Annotated in this window: 9 protein-coding genes; 6 read left to right on the top strand and 3 right to left on the bottom strand. The window is 37.0% G+C overall.

All coding sequences use genetic code 11. The features are described from left to right. Positions 1 to 44 precede the first annotated feature (44 nt). Positions 45 to 1058, top strand: a complete 1014-nt coding sequence (locus tag ACN1CN_RS18195) for an FAD:protein FMN transferase (RefSeq protein WP_419136634.1) — start codon at positions 45 to 47, stop codon at positions 1056 to 1058. Positions 1059 to 1177: 119 nt separating this feature from the next. Here ACN1CN_RS18195 and ACN1CN_RS18190 read toward each other — a convergent pair whose 3' ends face one another. Both ACN1CN_RS18190 and ACN1CN_RS18185 read right to left on the bottom strand, forming a co-directional pair. Beyond that, on the bottom strand, positions 1178 to 2305 hold the full coding sequence (locus ACN1CN_RS18190; RefSeq protein ID WP_419136633.1) for an FAD-dependent oxidoreductase: 1128 nt from the start codon (positions 2303 to 2305) through the stop codon (positions 1178 to 1180). A gap of 48 nt (positions 2306 to 2353) precedes the next feature. Beyond that, on the bottom strand, positions 2354 to 3187 hold the full coding sequence (locus tag ACN1CN_RS18185) for a helix-turn-helix domain-containing protein (protein WP_419136632.1): 834 nt from the start codon (positions 3185 to 3187) through the stop codon (positions 2354 to 2356). A gap of 372 nt (positions 3188 to 3559) precedes the next feature. Here ACN1CN_RS18185 and ACN1CN_RS18180 point away from each other — a divergent pair, with 372 nt between their 5' ends. Both ACN1CN_RS18180 and ACN1CN_RS18175 read left to right on the top strand, forming a co-directional pair. Beyond that, entirely contained in the window at positions 3560 to 5965 is a 2406-nt protein-coding gene (locus tag ACN1CN_RS18180; protein WP_419136631.1) for a TonB-dependent receptor, read from the top strand. Between the two features lie 26 nt (positions 5966 to 5991). After that, the gene (locus ACN1CN_RS18175) at positions 5992 to 7323 is read left to right on the top strand and encodes a hypothetical protein (RefSeq protein ID WP_419136630.1); all 1332 of its coding nucleotides are present in this window, start codon (positions 5992 to 5994) and stop codon (positions 7321 to 7323) included. A gap of 126 nt (positions 7324 to 7449) precedes the next feature. Here the strand turns inward: ACN1CN_RS18175 and ACN1CN_RS18170 are convergent, their stop codons facing one another. After that, on the bottom strand, positions 7450 to 8832 hold the full coding sequence (locus ACN1CN_RS18170) for a hypothetical protein (protein WP_419136629.1): 1383 nt from the start codon (positions 8830 to 8832) through the stop codon (positions 7450 to 7452). A gap of 677 nt (positions 8833 to 9509) precedes the next feature. Here ACN1CN_RS18170 and ACN1CN_RS18165 point away from each other — a divergent pair. The 3 genes from ACN1CN_RS18165 to ACN1CN_RS18155 all read left to right on the top strand — a co-directional run. Continuing rightward, a complete protein-coding gene (locus ACN1CN_RS18165) occupies positions 9510 to 10973 on the top strand; it encodes a glycoside hydrolase family 28 protein (protein WP_419136628.1) in 1464 nt (487 codons plus the stop codon). A 621-nt stretch (positions 10974 to 11594) separates the two neighbouring features. Next, a complete protein-coding gene (locus tag ACN1CN_RS18160) occupies positions 11595 to 15827 on the top strand; it encodes a DUF5977 domain-containing protein (protein WP_419136627.1) in 4233 nt (1410 codons plus the stop codon). 195 nt (positions 15828 to 16022) lie between these two features. After that, positions 16023 to 18865, top strand: a 2843-nt coding sequence (locus tag ACN1CN_RS18155) for a DUF6443 domain-containing protein (protein ID WP_419136626.1), incomplete at its 3' end; no start/stop codon positions are given.

The following is an 18865-nucleotide window of genomic DNA, read 5'->3' as shown; positions in this document are numbered from 1 at the left end:
AGGTCAACTTTATGCTACTGCAAAACATAAAAAAATAAACTTCAATGTCTAACAAAAAAGCAATCCGTACTTCCTTTTTACTGCTACTGGTACTATTTTGCAGCCTAAACACTACTGCTCAGGTGTTGCGAAAAAGAACCACACTGCTTATGGGGGGACGTTTTGACATTTCGATTGTGGCTAAAGATTCGCTTACCGCAGAACAGAATATCGATGCGGTAATTGCCGAAATTACAAGAATAGAAAACCTTATCTCCGACTGGAAGCCCGATTCTCAGGTTTCTCAAGTCAATCAAAATGCGGGAATCCGACCTGTAAAAGTAGATCGTGAAGTTTTTGAACTCACACAAAGAGCCATACAATTTTCGGAAGCGACCCAAGGCGGCTTTGATGTAAGTTTTGCCGCTATGGACAGAATCTGGAAGTTTGACGGATCAATGACTGAAATGCCTTCTCCCGACGCCATCAAAAAATCAGTAGAAAAAGTAGGCTATAAAAACATTATTCTCGACAGCGTACAATCGACTATATTTCTCAAATTAAAAGGAATGAAGATTGGTTTTGGCGCGTTGGGCGAAGGTTATGCAACCGATAAATGCCGAAATATGATGCTTGAAAAAGGCATTAAAGCCGGAATTGTAAACGGCTCAGGCGACATGACTGCCTGGGGAAGACAACCCAACGGTAAAGACTGGAACATCGGAATGACCAATCCTTTTCACCCTGATACGCTGTTTGCAGTGGTTCCGTTAAACAATGGCGCTGTGACCACTTCCGGAAGCTACGAGAAGTTTGTTGTTTTTGATGGCAAGCGTTATTCTCATATCATTAATCCCGCAACCGGATATCCTGCTACCGGTTTATGCAGTGTTTCCGTATTTGGACCTAATGCCGAAACCGCAAATGGTTTAAGCACCTCGCTTATGGTTTTAGGACAAAAAGATGGTCTGCTTTTATTAAAAAAATACCCCGACTACAGCTGTGTGATGATTACAGATAATGGCAAAGTAGTCAAATCCAAAAACTTTAAAATCAAAAAATTCAAGGCAAAACTTTAATCTGTTGCGAGTTTTTTTTCACGCAGATTTTTGTTTCTCGCAAAGTCGCGAAGACGCTAAGATTTTTCTCTGTAAAGCTTTTAAAACTTTGCGCCTTTGCGTCTCTGCGAGAGTTTTTATTACTCATAAAATTTCAGGAAAGAAAAATCAGGACTTAGCATCGCTATTTCGTTAACCGCCGTCTCGAGTTGTGCTTGTGTTGCATAAACAAACATCTGTTGTTCGTAATCGCTAATAGCAGTTTCTATTGTTTCAAATGTTCCATTGGTCAGATTATCTGATAAAATTAAGGCATCTAATAATCCAATATTTGCTCCCTGGCCCGCAAATGGCGGCATGATATGCGCGGCATCTCCGATGAGTGTTATAGGTAAAAGGCGATCTTTTTTCCAATCACAATCCAAGGCTATTTTTCGCGTGGGCCATAAAATAAAAGAAGATGAGGCTTGAAATAACTCCTTGTAAGATTCATCCCATTCCGAAAATCGGTTTAAGAGGTATTTGCGAATTTCATGCGTACTCTGAAATGCTTTCTCTATTTTGACAGCTCCTTCAGGGCTTTTAAAAATGACATTATAACTCAAAACTTTACCATTCTTTGGATTCGCCACCAACAAACCTTCTTTTCCTGCAGTCATGAGTATGGTACCGTTGCAGAGCTGACTAAACTTTTCGCAAGTCGTTTCAGGGCAAAGCACCTCGCCTTGTATCATAAGTGTTCCGGTATATTCCATTTTGGCTGCTGTAATAAATTCTCTGGCACCAGACATTCCGCCATTTGCTCCAATTACAAAATCGGCAATAACACTTGTTCCATTTTCAAATTCCAAAAGCCATTTTCCGTTAACTACTTTAAGGTTCGTAAACTTACTGTCCCAGACTACCGTATCGTTTTTCAGACTATTAAGCAATAGTAGTCTTAAATCGTTTCTGTTAATTTCAGGATTGTCATAACGTTCTTCTGGCGTTATTGTTTTAGAGAACAAAATATTACCTTGTCGATCTGCTACAGTTCTCCCCATTGGTATAGCCGCATCAAAATAAACATCCAGTAATCCTGCCTTTTTTAAGGCTTCCTGTCCCGAACCTTTATGCAAATCAAGTGTCCCGCCCGAAATTCTGGTTTGCGCATTTGCATCTCTTTCATAAACCGTAACTTCAACACCGTTTTGCTGTAATAATTTTGCCATGGTAAGACCAACTGGCCCCGCACCTATAATGGCTACTTTTTTATCTTTCAATAACATAATTTTACATTCTAAATTAGAAAGACAAAATTCTGCAATACGACAGTTTCAGGATTGTATAAATGCGACAAAATCATTGTTTATCGTCTGTTGCTTTGCTTTTCGTGCAAATACAGCGGGTGTAGTACCGCTGTAACGTTTAAATTCCCGACTAAGATGCGACTGATCAGTGTAACCCAGTTCCTGAGCCAAACCTGCAATATTCAAATTCGGTTCATGCCATAATCGATTGCGTACCTGTTCAAAACGCATTAAACCTGAAACATCTTTAACCGTGTAACCAGATGATTGTTTAAAGTTTCTTTCCAAAGTACGAACGGTAGTATGAGACGCAGCTGCTATCTGGCTTACGGGCATATTTCCTCCCCCGGCTGTCATTGCTGTTCCGGCTTTAAACAACAAACTATCTTCACTACTTTGCAATTGCTTTTTCAAAAAATAATCTTCGACTTTGGCAATTGCCTCTTCTATTTGATGCAAACGAATCAGATCGCACAAAACTGACTGAAGTTCGGCAATAGGATGAGTAAAAACCTGTACTCCATTCTTTCCTTTTGCAGCAGATAATCCGAGCATATCAAAAATCGTCCACGGATAACACCTTATACCAATAATTTCAAATGAATCGATCGAATTGAAAACAGCAGGCTGGTTGAGTAGTCCCATTATAAAAGGCGACGGCAAAACTTTCAAACTATCCTGATAAGAAATACTAAGTTCACTCCCAAAATAAAAAATAATTTCGGCATAACCGTCCGGTACTACTTCAAAACCGGATTCCTCTTTTTTGCACTCGATCTTGTCGTACCAAAAGCATTTTATATTTCGCTGTAATTCTTCGGAAGGAACAAATTCCTGATGGTTGGTTTGAAATGAAAGCATAATTTAGAAGAAATTAGAGACAAGCGATTATTCCAGTAACAAAAATCATCTCGCAGAACTGGCCTTGTTTCCGATAATAATCAGTTTCAAAATTAAGCAATTATCAAACACCATTTTAGTATCTCATAAAAAACTACCTATCAATACTATACTACAAACCACCATAGCTCAACACTATTTTACATTGTTCAGTCTTGAGTAATTTAAAAAGTATTATTGTACAAAAAACGTTGTATTATGTCACTTCAAATTTCAAATTAATCTCAACATTAGAATTTCTAATGTAATTCTAATGATCTTCTAATTCCTTTATTTAGATTAAATATAAACAATGATTTAAGTTTGCATTCCTATTTAAGAAGTACATAAATCATGAGGTTTTTATTGTTATTATTGACGTTCATTCATTTTTCAGGTTGGTCCCAAAATGGAAATATTAAAGGAAAAGTTACTTTTGGAAACGCTGAATCTGCATTTGGTGCATCGGTTACAATAGTCGGAACTCAAAAGTTTGCCCTAGTGGGTAATGACGGTCAATTTGAAATTAAAAACGTTGCTTACGGCAATTATACCATTGAAATCACTTCACTTGAAGCGAAAACAAAAACAATAAAAGTTGTTGTAAATAGCTCTTCTGTTCCCGTAAACATCTTATTGGAAAAATCAAATGATCCAAAAGCCTTAAAAGAGGTTGTGATCAAAAAGAACTCGGTAAAAAAAGAGATCATGAACAAAGGTTTCTCCGTAAATGTCATAGAAACTAAAGAAGCAGCTACCCGAAATCTGCAAACAAATGAATTACTTGACCGCTCTGCCGGCGTAAGAATCAGACAAAACGGAGGATTAGGTTCGAGCGTTAATTATAACCTGAATGGAATGTCAGGAAACGCTATTCGAATCTTTATTGATGGAATTCCCATTTCTACCTATGGTTCATCATTCAATTTAAACAGTATTCCACCTGCATTAATCGAACGTATCGAAGTTTATAAGGGAGTTACTCCTGCTGAACTGGCCGATGACGCCTTAGGCGGAGCTATAAATGTTATCCTTAAAAAAGGTGCTCGCAATACGCTGAATGCTTCTATTTCTTATGGTTCGTTCAATACGATTCAATCTAATTTTAATACTACCTATCGCGACAAATCTGGTTTTACCCTAAAAGGATCCGGATTCTATAATTATTCTGATAATGATTATGAGGTGTGGGGAAGATTTATTTACAACATCGCACCAGATGGCCGTTACGAACCTCTAAGAGTTAAACGTTTCGAAAACCGATACAGATCATTCGGTGGAAGGTTTGAAGCCGGTTATACCAATGTTAAATGGGCTGACAACTTTTTGATTGGTGTAAATGTATCAGAAGATCACAATCAGATTCAGCACGGTCAGTATATGACCAAACCCTATAAAGGACGCTTTTCTGAAGCCGATGCTACGGCAATAAGTTTGAACTACTCTAAGAAAGGCTTTCTCTTCAAAAAACTTGATTTTTCGACCAATACGGTCTTTAGTAATACGCATGAGATGGTAAATGATACGGTCAAATGGGATTATAATTGGCATGGAGAAAAGTCTATAGGATTAAAAGGCGAACCCATATTATCCAAAACGGGTGCACAACAAAGTGGACCGACAATTAATATCATCAATAATAACATACTGAGCTCAAGAAGTATATTTACTTACAACCTGAATGAAAAGAACAGAGTTGTGTTCAGTCATTTTTTTTACACGCTAAATAAAAATCAGGACGATCTAATAAAACCTGAATTTCAAAGGGATTTTGAAGCAAAGTTCCATTTACAAAAAACAGTCACTTCATTGGCTTACGAAATGCAGGCTCTTGATTCACGACTAAGAACCAATTTCTTTGGTAAGTTTTACGAGCAAAAGGTAGACGAAAGAAAACCTCTGCTAGTAAGTCAAAATGGCCAAAACACGATAACTCAAAAGATCACTAAAAACACAACTCCATTTTTTGGATACGGACTGGCCTCTTCTTATTTCATTACACCCGAAATAATGATCACGGCATCTGCAGAGAAAGCCATCAGATTGCCCTCTGATGAAGAAATATTTGGAAGACCAGGTGAAAACATACTGGGGAACTCTGACCTAAAACCAGAGGAAAGTGACAATTTCAATGCCGGATTGCAGTTTGGCCCTTATACGATAAACCAGCACAAAATTTCAGTTGTAGCATCCGGTTTTTTAAGAAATACTAAGGACAAAATTGTTCGTATTTCCGGCGATCGTGTGAATGACGCTATACAAGCTTTACCGTTTGAAAATTTAGGAATAGCACAATCCATTGGGTACGAAGCTTCTTTTAACTATAGTTTTAAAGATCGTTTGTTTGTGTCCATGAACATGTCAAAATTCAACTCATTATTCAAAATGAAATATGATCCAAATGGCGCACAATTAGACAAATACAACAGGCAACTTCCAAATGAGCCTTTCTTTACTTTAAATGGAAATATTCAATACAACTTTAAGGAACTGATCCAAAAGAACTCACAATTAAATCTGTATTACAACTGTGGATACGTAGATCCTTTTGCGACACTTTGGATTGCTGCGCCAAACTCTGTAACACCAGCGCAGTTTTCACAGGATTTAGGACTGAGTTATGTTTTCCCAAACAAACAATTTATAGTAAGCTTTGACGCCAAAAATGTTTTCGATAAACAAGTTTTCGATAATTATGCTGTTCAAAAACCCGGACGTGCCTTTTATCTAAAACTGAATTATACTCTTAATAAATTTTAATATCTAATTTTTTTAAAACAATGAATATGAGAAAAAGTACGTTTAAACTATTTGCATGTGGTTTAGTTTTAAGCACATTGTCATTGACAACTGGTTGCAGCAGTAATGACGAAAAAAGTACTGATCCTGTAAATCCGGAAACACCAGATCGTTGGATCACTGTTTCAGGAGCATTAATGCAGGAAGCACCGGGAGACGGAAACGGAGGAACTATGGTTTATGCCGTAACTAAAAAAAATGCCAAAGACCCAAATTATTCGATCAATGTTTATGCAGACGGAATGCCTGTACAATCGAACAGAACGGCTCGTTTGCAGTCCTCTGTAGACGGAAGCACTCTTTTTAACATTACGTATACCGGAGCTAACGGTGGAGAGTTTATGACCTATAAAGTAAATGGAGCCAAAAATTTTACGCAGTCAGGTACAACAGTAAACATTTCTCAATATGCCGGAACATCACCTAGATGGAACAAACTTTTTGATGGTGACAACACAGGTGTTGCCGTAAATGTATCTACCCCTGTTATTACAACAAATCCGGACAAAACATACAAATACACCAGAGGTTTGGCTACAGTTCTTGCTTTAGATCTTAAAGGTATTCGTATCACAAACTACAATCAATACGAACTTCCATTGACTGCTCAGGAAGAAGCTCAGGGACACCACATTTTCCGTTTAGATGCTCCTACTATCAATAAAGCAGGAAATAAAGTCATTATCGGAACATGGTTGCGTAAAACAAATCCAACTACAGGACAAATCGAGTCTACATTTGATCGTTTAGGCTCTAAATCTCTTGTGGTAGATTATCCATCATTAAAGAATCCGCAAATTATTACGTCTAAAGTTGGTTTTGGAGATACAAGCGGTTTCCGTAGTTTTAATAGTTTCTTAGGAACTGATGGTAACATCTATCAGGCAACTCAAAGAGATACGAACAAAGGTTCTTATATCTTAAGAATCAACCAGGACAATCAATACGATGATTCTTTCGCTATCAGTCTTGATGCTGCATTAGGCATAAAAGGATCTTATATCGATGCATGGAGATATGCAGGAAACGGAATTGCTTATGTACTTTACACACAAACTGCAACCGGTAAACAGGGATTTGTTGCCAGAGTAGATTTGAATGCTAAAACTGTTAAAAAAGTTAAAGGTATTGCTTACGATACTGCTTTAGATTTTGGTCAATACCAAGGTTTTGTAGTTGACGGTAACGAACTTTACCTGGCCGTTACACCAGTTGGAAAAGATGGAAACATTTATGTTATCGATATTCCAACAGGAGCTGTTACCAAAGGAGCAAAACTGGTTAACAAACCAGGAAACCACTATATTGGAGTATTCTAAAAAAAGCTGCAAAAGCAGTAAAAGCACTCATAACAATTGTTATTACTTGAGTTTTTTTTTTAATTAAAACATTCCGTTTCAGATTTCTGGAACGGAATGTTTGTTTTTGTTTAAAAATGATTTCTTTTAATCACCACCACACCCTCCGCATGAAGAACCACAAGAACTTCCGCAAGAAGAAGTTCCACATGAAGAAGTCCCACATGATCCTGAACTACTAAAATTATTGGAAGAAACCGAATTTGTATTATAGTTAATCAACGGAACGAATGAACTTGCTAATATTATATTTCCATACAGAAAATAATCCCACTCCCAATTCTTTTCCTCTACTGTTGCTATCCTTGCCTTATCTTCAAAAACAGAAGGTATAATAGTTGTAAACATTAAATTCAATACCTGATTGATATAATACAAAGAAATTAATACCAAAGGAACGATCGCAAAAAGCAAAAATGTAACCGGTTTACCTCGCCAAACTCCAGTTATAAATCTGCTAAAACCAATGCTTAATAAGAATCCTAAAATAATCATCACAACGATCACCACATCTGCAAATTTTTTCGAATCAAAAATTCTGTTTCTTATTCTATAAGTTGCTTTCTGAAGCTGCTCAAAAATAGGTTTTTGCAAGGCTGTCTTGCATAATTGCTGATAAGGCATTGGCTCAAAATCTTTCATAATCTCGACAATACAGTTCTCATATCGGTTTTCAACAAAACTATCATCAATTAATTCTAATCTACCATTTGTTAAAATCTTAATTTTATGATTCACAATCAAATTATTCACCACTCCACGAACGACAGCATCCAGTTTGTTTTCTCTAAAAAACACCATCTCAAGTGCCGTAAGATTCTGTAAAATGAAGTTATTCTTAATTTCATCATATAACGAAAGAAAACTTTTTCGGACATAAAATTTCAAGAATAAAATTACAACAACAAAAAGCAAAAGATATGCTATAAGGAAATAAGGATTCTTAATTTTTATTAAAAATGAAAAGATAACCAAACACACCGGAAATGACAGAGCGGTGGTATAGATTAAAAAGTTTTTCCTAAGTTTTGAAATTTCATACCCACTTTTCTCTAAATGCAAAGAATCTAATTCATTATCATAATGCCAAATTTCAGCTAACTGCGGGCCAAAATTAACTTCATAAAGCTCCTTAGTTCTTTCTTTTGCCATTTTAAACTTAACAAAATCCGATCGATTATGAGTCGAAGGAATATGTTCTATTCTTTTTCCTAACAAATCACAAAAATCAGAATAAGAATTAGTAAAAATTAAATGTTGATGCCAAACAATATCAACAATCTCTGAAGGTGAAACCATTTCGTTACTGGTTGCAGCCAGAAAAAGAAACTTTTTATATTCAATTATGGCGCTTTGAGTAAAATGAATCGTCCAATGATTCTCTAGTGCTAATCTGGTTGAAAATCCATATTGATCATTTGGTTGATCAAAACTAAATGCTAAAGCCTTTTCCCAAAGTGTTTTACTCATAAAATCACTTATATTTTAGTTATATTTTGTCAAATTAAATGCAATATTTAACGCGACTAATCTTCAGCTAAAATAGAATTATTTCTTTCACAAAAAAACAAGCTTAAAAATTAAATCCTATATGTAATGATAAGTTCAATTAAGAAAAAAACTTATATTGACTTACATCACTTCTATTGTAAAAAAAATTAGATCGAGTTTGTGAAATTAGTGCGATTCGTGGCAAAAAATGATCACCCTAAACAATGAATTTTTTATAATGATTTTTTTATTTTTGAACTAAATCATCATTTATAAATATTTTTATTAGATTTGTGTAATCGATTACATTTAAACATTATCTTTTATTCAAATTACTTTTTAAAGTTTTCAAAAAAAGCATTAACGAATAAGGTGATTTTGTAACAATACATTCAAATTTATAATTAAATTTCAAACCAAATTCATACACATGAATGCTAACCCAAACCAACTTCTACGCATTACTCTGATACTTGTGATCCTCTGTTTCTTTCCAGATAGTTTTGCTCAGGGTAACAAGCCCTATGACACCTATAAAAACATCGAGTTTAAAATGGCAAAAGTCAGCGAGCCGTTAATACCTCAAAATACCGTAAACCTAAAAGATTTTGGAGCGGTCAATGGCGGATATGTTTTAAATACTAAAGCTTTCGCCGATGCCTATAGATGCAGTATCCAAAAAAGGAGGCGGAAAAGTAATTATCCCTCCGGGAATCTGGCTTACAGGTCCAATTATTTTAAAAAGTAATCTTGAACTTCATGCCGAAGCTGGGGCCCTTATTAAATTCTCTACCGATAAAACTTTATATCCAATTATTGAGACCAGCTTTGAAGGGCTTAACACCTGGCGCTGCCTCTCTCCTATTTATGGTAAGAACCTCGTCAATATAGCATTTACCGGAAAAGGGGTCTGGGATGGCTCGGGAGAAGCCTGGAGACAGGTTAAAAAAAACAAACTCACAGACGAACAATGGAACAAATTTGTAGCTTCGGGTGGTGTTTTAAACGAAAAGAAGGACAGTTGGTATCCTTCTGAGCAATATCTAAAAGGGGCAAAAGGTGCGGATCAAAATGTTCGCCACGATCTAAAAACCAAGGAAGAATTTGAAGCCATTCACGATTTTCTACGCCCGGTTTTGGTAAGCATTCAAAATAGTAAAAGAGTAATGTTTGATGGCCCCGTATTTCAAAACTCTCCTGCCTGGAACCTGCATCCTCTTATGGTTGAAGATTTAATTATTAGAAATATAACTGTTCGTAACCCTTGGTTTTCTCAAAATGGTGATGGTCTTGATGTGGAATCCTGCAAAAATGTAATCATCGAAAATTCAAGTTTTGATGTGGGCGACGATGCGATCTGCATCAAATCGGGGAAAGACAAAGACGGTCGCGATCGTGCTGTTGCCTGTGAAAATATTATCGTTAAAAACAACATCGTTTATCACGGACACGGCGGTGTAACGGTGGGAAGCGAAATGTCGGGTGGCGTAAAAAATCTACATGTCTCTAATTGTACATTTATGGGAACCGATGTAGGGCTTCGTTTTAAAAGCACTCGCGGACGAGGAGGAATTGTACAAAATATTTACATCTCGGATATTTTTATGACCGATATTCCGTCACAGGCCATCTCGTTTGATTTGTACTATGGAGGAAAATCAATTGCCGAAACTTTGGCTGAAGGCGGAAATACTGTTACTACAAAAGCTGTTCCCGTAAACGAAGAAACACCACAGTTTAAAAACATTTCAATCAAAAACATCACGATTAGAGGTGCGCAACAGGCGGTATTTCTTCAAGGTTTACCCGAAATGAACCTTCAAAACATCGAAATCTCTAATTTAATCACCAAAGCCGAAAAGGGCTTTACGATTATTGATGCCAACGGAATCAAAATCAACAATGCAACATTAGACATCGAAAATAGTACCGTATTTGAAATCTACAATACCCAAAATATGTCTTTAAAAAATGTCGAATTTAATTCAGCCTCAGCAAAAGCAATTTCGATAAACGGAGAAGCGTGCCAGAATATCGAATTGGTTTCAACCCAAAAACTAGATTTATCTAAAAGAACTACTGTGGGAGAAAAAGTTTCTAAAGGTGCTGTAAAGTTTTAAGATTGTAACCAAAAAAATAGTCTAGAAAAAACCAGTCATCATAAAAAAAAAGCGCCTCATCAACTGAGGCGCTTTTCGTGTTTTTATGGCGTACTTTTTTGCTGTAGAAATCATTTCTTTACTACCGAAAAACGTGAGCTGCAATTTCAATTCCTAAAAAACATAGCTAATTCTTTTATTAGAAATTAGAATTAACTCTCATTTTCTGTTAGTTATCCTCCCGATTATCTCTCTAATTAAACCGACTGTTGCTACTGATTTTTTTGATTTAATTTTCGGCAAAAATGTGGGAAACCGTAAAGATTTAAAGAAATACTATTCTAGCTTTGCGGCGGTAAACAAAGACCAAAAAAAATCAAAATAACTTATGAAAAAATGCTACTTACTACTCTTACAAGCCTCCTTATTTACGACTTCAAAAATTCCTGATTGGGAAAAATCGGCTACAACAATTCCTAATCAAAAAGGCTTTATAGCATTGCCCTCATAGTTTAAGATTCTAATAAAACCATCGCACACAAATTAATAAAACCTGCTACTTTAGGTGGTTCCGGAAGAAATTCGGGACAAAATCGGCTGTAGCGGAATCTCCAAAATCAATAAAAAAAGAAACTAAAAAAAATGCATCATCTAAAAATAAAAAGCGCTCTGCTTTTTCTGTTCTTTTCCTTTCAAATAATCGGGCAGAATAATGGTCAATCGTCTGTTCCTAACATCATACCACCGTCTCCTACCGCCTATGAACTGGGTAGATACGGACAGACTGATGTTGGAACTTTTACCGGTACTCCCAATATTAGTGTACCAATTTACACTTATAAAACGAAGAATATAGCTATTCCCATTGCGCTAAACTACAATTCCAATGGTATAGAAGTAGACCAGATGGAAACCAATGTGGGATTGGGATGGAACCTAAATACAGGAGGGATTATCAATAGAGTAGTTAGAGGCCAAGCCGATGAAAAACGAACAGTTGAGATCACCAGCGAAAGAAATTGCTCTGCAGATAGCTTTTTAACGTACATGCATAATAACCAACATCAGGACTTGCAGCCTGATTTGTATTCCTATAATTTTCAGGGATACTCCGGACAATTTGTTTTTGACAACAATGGTAAGGCTGTAATGATCCCACAAAACAATTTAAAACTTGAGAGGCTTCAAATTATTGGTAAATCTGGTTTTAAGATCACTACAGAAAATGGAGTCCAATATTTTTTTTCTGATGAAGAACATAGTACTTGGCAGAGTGTTGAAGTGCCTGAAAATGTTGTAACCGGTTGGTATCTTACTCAAATTGTTCACCCCGAAGGAGATATTGTTAATTTCACCTATAAAAGTTCTAATTATTATTTTGTTTCCAACATTAGCGAATCATTTACTGTTAAACAATATGAAGACGCTTGCTCGTCTGTACTACCCACGACTGAACGTACTCAAAATGGCTTAAGCATTATGGGGAAAATGATAGAAAGTATCAGTAGTCCTAATAATCCACAGTATGGTAGTGTTTCTTTCCAATATACCGCAAATCCAAATACAATTGGTAGTTATTTAATAAATGGTATAAAAGTGCTTGATGCAGGAGGACTAAAAACAATCGAAAAAGCTGATTTTAATTATCTTTTCACCGCCAATAAAAGAATTTTTCTAAAAGAATGTATTTTTAACGATCCCTCAAAAAAATATAGTTTTGAATATGAAATGCCTAATGATTTAGTGGAAAGATTATCCGATCAGAGAGATTTATGGGGTTTTTATAACGGCCAATGGGGTACTTACCCAGACCCTATTATTCATAAAGACCTATATCCAAAAAGCGATTATATAAAAAACATCTTTAAAAACAGATCGTGTGGAGATAAGCACCCTTATATCAAATATGCAAAAAAAGGAATTTTAAAAAGAATCATATATCCTACAAAAGGATATAACGAATTTGAATACGAATCCAATTCTATATGGGAAAAGGTAACAAGTCAGTGCGAAATTCATGCGGAAAACAAATCTTTTGAAAACCCAGAATATAGCAGAGAGCAGCAGACTGAGACCTATATATTTGAAAACAAAACTGATTATGATACCGAAATACAGGCCAACGTTTTCTATAATGACTATCAGCTTACAAATGGTACGTTTCCGATAGGAGAATTATGGCTAACTATAAAAATAGAAAATTTAACTAACCCACACCTCAATATTCCACCTATTACTGCGAGTGAACATAATAAACCCATAATAGTACCTTTCACCTTTATCAAAGATAATACATACAAAATAACTGCTACTTTCTCTCCTGAACCTAAAACCACAGGGCGTATAAATTTTACCTATTGTAAGGGTGGTGGAATCGAATCTATGGCTAACGTAGCAGTAGGTGGATTGAGAATTCAAAAAATTACCTCTTTTGATACCGAGACCAATACCACTGAAACCAAACACTATTATTATGGAAAAAAGGGGGCTCTTGATGTATCCACAGGTATAAAAGGAGTTAAGATAAATCTATTGCAAGATTTTGAGGTCAGAAGTATGTGTTCTGTTGCCGTCCCTGGTGGAGGCTTTGCAACTCTAGAAGTAAAAAGTATATTTCTAAAAGCAACTTCTACGAGCTCCCTTCCTCTTTACAATACAAAAGGAAATAATAGTACAACGTACGAATATGTAACAGTGAGTTATGGTGGTACCAATTTTGAGAATGGTGGCGAAGAACTCCTTTACTATACATCGCAGGATTACATGCCCTTCTCCTGTTTGGGAAGTAATCTTAATTATGCACCCTGGACCAATGCAAGTTGGGACAATGGCTTATTGCATAGAAAAACAATTTTTAATAGAAATTTAACCGATCTAAACATAACAGAATACCAATATAAACTAGAAAATCAATATACAAAGGAAGTACCGGGAATAGCATACGAGGCTAAGTATTTTCAGCATTACCATTATCCAGATCCTAATTTTAAAAATATTGAACATTTAAATATTAATTTATATTCAAGCAACTCTTATTGGTTTTACCTCGAATCTGAGTCAAATACGCAAAATGACGCTGAAGGTAAAAACCCAGTAACCACTTTAACGAAGTATAAATACAATAGTCCCTCTCATTTAAAATTGAGTTCACAAACGGTTACAAATTCTTTAAATGAAGAACTGGAAACGAAGTATTTTTACCCACAAGACTCGGAAATGGCTAATGAACCTTTCCGAAATGAGTTAATCGCCAAAAACATGGTTGGGAAAGTTCTCGATACTCAAACGCTGAAAAAAGGCGCAAAACTATCCGAACAGAAAACAGTTTATGACAGAAGTGCGGCGACAAATAATTTATTATTGCCAAGGTTTGTATATGCCAATAAAGGATCGGATGCTATTGATTTAAACTCCGATAAAAAAGTTACGTACAATCAGTACGATGAAAAAGGTAATATTGTTCAATACACCTTAGAGGCTGGTACACCAGTGTCGATTATCTGGGGGTATAACAAAAGCCAACCCATTGCCAAAATAGAGAATGCAGCTTATGCACAGCTAGAGGCTTTGCCTGATTTTGGTGCAGGTTTTACGATTGCAACAAGTTTGTCAGCAACACAGGAAAGTAGCTTGCGAAACAATCTGCCAAATGCCATGGTGACCACCTACACCTATACCCCGCTTGTGGGAATAAGCAGTGTAACCGATCCTAAAGGAATCACTTCTTATTATCAATACGATTCTTTTGGAAGATTACAATATGTAAAAGATCAGAGTTTATTTGTATTGCAAAAATATTGCTACAACTATAAAGGACAGCTAGCCGATTGCGGTACACTTAAGGAGTCAAATCCCGCTTTATATAAAAATTCGACTCAAAGCAAAGCCTTCACTCGTGACAACTGTGCTTCGGGTGGTACGCCAGCGACTGTTTTGTATACTGTTGCTGCCGGAACACACAGTTCTGAGATTTCTCAGGCTGATGCCGATGCTAAAGCATGGAGGCAAATTAATGCCAACGGACAGGCATTTGCCAATAATGATCAAAATGCGAAATGTACCTTCTGGAATACGGCGCAAAGCAGACAGTTTACCCGTAACAACTGTGCTGCCGGAGGTTTCCCACAGAGTGCCTGGTATACTGTTGCTGCCGGAACGTACCCTTCAAACGAGTCCCAAGCTGCGGCCGATGATGAGGCTTTGAAAATAGTCATGGCTAATGGACAGGCATTTGCTAATAATGACAGTAATGCAAAATGTATTTTTAAAAGTGCCGCTATAGCCTCTCAGAATTTTCAAAAGACCAACTGTACTGTTGGTGGAGCGGGTTCTTATGTACCCTACAGCCTGGCGTATGGCGCAGCTCAATCAGAAACATCACAGGCGGAAGCTGATGAGCGTGCCTGGAAAAAATTCCAAGCAGAAGGTTTAGCCAATGCTAATGCTCAGGGCGACTGTACTTTTAGAAGCATTGCTATGAGTGGTTCCTTCCAAAAAAACAGCTGTACTGGTGGTGCAATTGGTTCTTATGAGAACTATTCTTTATCAGAGGGAGCGGTAATTTTAAAAACTTCTCAGGCACACGTAGACAGTGAGGCAGTAAAAAAACTAAATACCGAAGGACAAGCCAACGCCAATGCTAAAGGTCAATGTGTATTCTATAACGAGTATGCACAACGTTATATCAGAAGATCCTATTGCCCACCGGGAATGAATGGAACAGAAGTACTCTATAGCGTACCTGCAAAAACATACAGTTCGCTACTCTCTCAAGCCGATGCCAATCGACAAGCCGAAGATGATATAAGAAACCTAGGACAAGGTTATGCCGATCGAACCGGACAATGTAACGAAGGTGCCATAGAAGAAAAATAACCAAAACCAGAACTTAGCAATTGGTGTAAAACGCTCCGAAATTTGTTTTACACCAATGGTATTAAAGTAAAAGAGCCAGATCGAGTGCCTTTTTTATAATAATGCTTAGCCTGAAATAAAAAACCATAAAGAAGTATGAATTCTCAAAACATAACTTGTATTTTCATAAAAAAATACATTCCTATAGTTATTCTCATGTTAGTGACAAGTTCGGGGCTTAGGGCCCAGACTTTCAGTCCTGACAATTTTGTCTCGACCGCAGCACCTAAAAAACCGGTTACCGAAGCCAAGTTTGATAGCCTAACCAAAAACGACATCAATCAAACTGTTACTTATTTTGACGGATTAGGCCGTCCGATACAGACCATTGCCATTGGTCAGGGGGCAGACGGACAGAATATTGTAACTCCAATGAAGTATGATGCCTTTGGTAGACAAGACAAAGATTATTTACCCTACCCTGTTGTCAATTTAACCAATAATCATCCAAAAATTGATGCTGATGTAGCCATAAGCGAAGCAAAGCTGTTCTACAATAAAGATAAATATCAGTACACAGCCAATCCTTTTTCGGAAAAAGAGTTTGAATTCTCGCCTTTAAACCGTGTTCAAAAACAAGCCGCTCCGGGAACCTCCTGGAAAATGGGCAGTGGTAATGAAATCAAAATCGTTTCTACGGCCAGTACTGCTGCTGATGCCGTTAAGGTCTACAAAGCCAATACGAGCTGGCAAGCCGGTTTAGGACTGTATGATATTAGTCTTTCAGAAGCAGGGATTTATAATGTCTCGGGAGCTTTGTATAAAACCATTACCTACGACGAAAACTCGGGTGCAAACCCAAGCGAAAATGCCGGTTCTACCGTAGAATTTAAAAACAAAGAAGGACAAATCATTCTTAAAAGAACCTACGACTCCCGAAACCCGCACAATACTTATTATGTGTATGACGATTACGGGAACCTGACCTACGTGATTCCTCCAAAAGCGGCAGATCTTATAGGCACGACAACCAATACAGAAGCGAATTTAACCTCTACAGCTACAGTATCTGTTGAAGCTCCTCTGCACTTAACCGCTTCAAATTCTATTACATTACTTCCTGGATTCCATGCTAAGGCAGGAAGTACTTTCAGTGCCATTATTAGTGATGGAACTCAGGGAGTTTTAGATAATCTCTGTTACCAGTACAAATACGACAAACGCAATCGTCTGGTAGAGAAAAAACTACCGGGTAAACAATGGGAGTTCATTGTGTACGACAAACTCGACAGACTTGTTGCCACAGGACCTGCCAACTCTCCTTTCACAGATAGTACAGGATCTGGTTGGATGATTACCAAATACGATGCTTTTAACCGACCTGTCTACACCGGATGGATGAACACTACCGCTGCAACTGCTGCCGGAAGAACAAACTTACAGGCTGCTCAGAATAATCCTACTCTTACCGTCATTAATGAAAGTAAACAAAGCAGTGGAACTTTGGATGGCATTGCTGCTTATTACACTAATATCGTAGCGCCTGTTTCCTTCAAACTCTTAACGGTTAATTACTACGATACCTACTCCTACCCTAATGCTCCGGTAATACCTTCAGCTATTGAAAATCAATCTCTTTTAATCAATACCAAAGGATTGGCTACCGGGAGCTGGACCAGAGTATTAACTTCAAGTACCAGTACCGCAGGAGAAACTACTACTACATTTTATGAGCAAAAGGCCAGACCGGTGCGTACCTATACTCAAAACTATTTAGGAGGTTACACCTATACGGACAGTAAAATTGATTTCATCGGAAAAGCATTGTACACCATAACCAAACATAAACGTACTTCGGGTAGTACCGAACTTGTTACAAGAGATGAATTTACCTATTCTGCTCAGGACCGTTTGCTGACCCAGACCCACCAGATTAATGGCGGACCAATTGAAGTAATTGCCAATAATACCTATAACGAACTTGGGCAGCTCAGCTCGAAAAAAGTAGGAAACAATATCCAGAACATCAACTTCGCCTATAATGTACGTGGCTGGCTGACCGATATTAACAATACAGCGGCATTACAACAAGAAACAGATCCAAAAGATTTATTTGCATTTAAGATCAATTATGATAAAACGACTTCAGGAATTTCAGGAGTAAAAGGTTTGTACAATGGGAATATTTCCGAAACCTATTGGGCTACCAACTTGGACAATGGGACTGTACGTTCATACGGTTACAAATACGACAACCTGAGCAGGCTCAAAGAAGGAATTTTCCAAAAAGAAGCGATAACCACCAATGCCTATAATGAAATTTTGTCGTATGATAAAAATGGAAATATTATGGGGCTTAGTCGTACTGGAAGCAGTGAGAGTGCCACAGCTATAGACGCTTTGGTATATACCTATGCCAATAACAACACCGCCAACCAACTGATGAAAGTTACGGACTCCAGTCGTAAAGATTTAGGTTTTATAGACGGGGCTAACACAGGCGATGATTATACCTATGATCTTAACGGGAATATGGTCTCTGATGCCAATAAAAATATCACTTCTATCACTTACAACCATTTAAATTTACCTACAAAAATTACCTTTGCCACCACCGGAAATATTGTGTACATTTACAACGCTGCGGGACAAAAACTGCAAAAAATTGTAAACGAAACAGGAAAAACAACTGTAACAACGGATTATCTGGGCGGTTATCAATATGATAATAGTGTTTTAAAGTTTTTCCCAACAGCAGAAGGGTATGTAGAGCCTTCAGGAAATTCTTATCAATACATTTATCAATACAAAGATCATTTAGGCAACGTTCGTTTGAGCTATGACAAAACACTTGCCATTAAGGAAGAAAACAATTACTACCCGTTTGGGTTAAAACATAATGGTTATAACCCAGTTAAAATTGGTGTAGAGAATAAGTATAAGTATCAGGGTCAGGAACGCCAAGACGAGCTGGGACTGAACTGGGACAGCTTTAAGTGGAGAAATTACGACATGGCTATTGGGAGATTCATGTCAATTGACCCTTTAGCAGAAAAATA

The organism is Flavobacterium sp. T12S277 (assembly GCF_048514875.1).
GTDB lineage: Bacteria > Bacteroidota > Bacteroidia > Flavobacteriales > Flavobacteriaceae > Flavobacterium.
The sequence above is the reverse complement of the archived record's forward strand: the minus strand, read 5'-3'. Positions and strand labels throughout refer to the sequence as shown.

Coding starts and splice junctions, on each gene's coding strand:
- ACN1CN_RS18160 (WP_419136627.1), top strand. CDS start 11,595: ATGCATCATCTAAAAATAAAAAGCGCTCTGCTTTTTCTGTTCTTTTCC.
- ACN1CN_RS18190 (WP_419136633.1), bottom strand. CDS start 2,305: ATGTTATTGAAAGATAAAAAAGTAGCCATTATAGGTGCGGGGCCAGTT.
- ACN1CN_RS18175 (WP_419136630.1), top strand. CDS start 5,992: ATGAGAAAAAGTACGTTTAAACTATTTGCATGTGGTTTAGTTTTAAGC.
- ACN1CN_RS18180 (WP_419136631.1), top strand. CDS start 3,560: ATGAGGTTTTTATTGTTATTATTGACGTTCATTCATTTTTCAGGTTGG.
- ACN1CN_RS18165 (WP_419136628.1), top strand. CDS start 9,510: ATGCCTATAGATGCAGTATCCAAAAAAGGAGGCGGAAAAGTAATTATC.
- ACN1CN_RS18170 (WP_419136629.1), bottom strand. CDS start 8,832: ATGAGTAAAACACTTTGGGAAAAGGCTTTAGCATTTAGTTTTGATCAA.
- ACN1CN_RS18185 (WP_419136632.1), bottom strand. CDS start 3,187: ATGCTTTCATTTCAAACCAACCATCAGGAATTTGTTCCTTCCGAAGAA.
- ACN1CN_RS18195 (WP_419136634.1), top strand. CDS start 45: ATGTCTAACAAAAAAGCAATCCGTACTTCCTTTTTACTGCTACTGGTA.